The organism is Streptomyces sp. NPDC002265, assembly GCF_040296125.1.
Classification (GTDB): domain Bacteria; phylum Actinomycetota; class Actinomycetes; order Streptomycetales; family Streptomycetaceae; genus Streptomyces.
In genome coordinates this window covers 1-1,069 of the sequence record NZ_JBEOWS010000725.1, presented here as the reverse complement: position 1 = coordinate 1,069, position 1,069 = coordinate 1, and the positions used below count along the sequence as shown (strand labels likewise).

Sequence of the window (1,069 nt, the reverse complement as noted above, 5' to 3'; positions counted from 1 at the left end):
AGTGCGTTGTGGCAAAGGGAGTCCCTGTTCGATGAACAGGGACTTCTTCGTGTGCGGGGCATGACCGCGGAGGTGTAAGGGCAGGCAGCGGACGGCTTGTCGTGGATCGAGGAGGGTGTGCGATGCCGTCGGTGCTGGGGTTGATGGAACAGCGTGAGGCCCGGGCGAGGCAGGATCTGGAGTCCTGGACGGAGGTCCTGGAGCAGGCTCAGGCCGAGGTGGATGCCGCGCGGGAGCGAGTTGAGCGGGCCAGGGTGGCGCGTGAGGAGCTCGTGTCGGTGCTGGCCGGGGAGAGCCCGGTGAATAAGCCGGTTTCCGTGCCATCGGGTGGTGAGATGGCTGCCGCCGCGGGATCGAGCGGCTTGGGCGCGGGGCATGGCGAGCGGCCGCCGGTGTGGCGGTCGGGCATGGGTGAGGAGGTGCTCAGCGGCCTGTATCGGGAGGTGTTCGCCGCGGTGGTGGCCGCTTCGGGGCCGGTGAACGGGGTGGAGTTGACGCGAGCGGCGGGCCGCGAAGCGGAGATCAAGAACGAGGTGGAGAAGATCCGTCACCGTGCCTACGTGCTGGAAAAGCGGGGCTGGCTCGTGCGGGCGAGGGACGGACGGTTCATGCCCGCGCCCGGAGCAGTCGGCCGGGACGCTTCTCCGGCCAACGCGGAGCATCCCCGGCCAGGCGCCGGGACAGCCTGATCACGGCGGCCCACCACACCATCTGGGCGTGGTGGTCGAGGCGGCGTTCGTGGTCGCGGTTGAGGCGGCGTGAGCGCGACAGCCAGCTCAGCGTGCGCTCCACCACCCACCTGCGGGCCAGTACGACAAATCCGCGGCGCCCGTCGGAGCGGCGCACGACCTCGACGCGCACCCCGTGACGGGCGAACGCCCCGGCCAGTGCGGGGCCCTGGTAGGCACTGTCGACCCACACCAGCTTCAACAGCCGGCCCGGCTGGTCCATGAACGTCTCCAGCAGCGCGGGGCCGGCCTTGGAGTCGTGCACATCGGCAGTGGTCACGGTCACCTCCAGGAGCAGGCCCTCGGTATCGGTCAGGATGTGGCGCTTGCGTCCGTCACGT

General features: G+C 70.1%; 2 protein-coding genes. One reads left to right on the top strand and one right to left on the bottom strand.

The genetic code is table 11. The features are described from left to right. Positions 1-122: 122 nt before the first annotated feature. Entirely contained in the window at positions 123-689 is a 567-nt protein-coding gene (locus ABT085_RS46570) for a BAR domain-containing protein (RefSeq protein WP_351623326.1), read from the top strand. Here ABT085_RS46570 and ABT085_RS46565 read toward each other — a convergent pair. Then, positions 607-1,069 (bottom strand): transposase (locus ABT085_RS46565; RefSeq protein ID WP_351623324.1); only part of this gene is annotated, 463 nt, incomplete at its 5' end. The two genes, ABT085_RS46570 and ABT085_RS46565, sit on opposite strands and share 83 nt — an antisense overlap.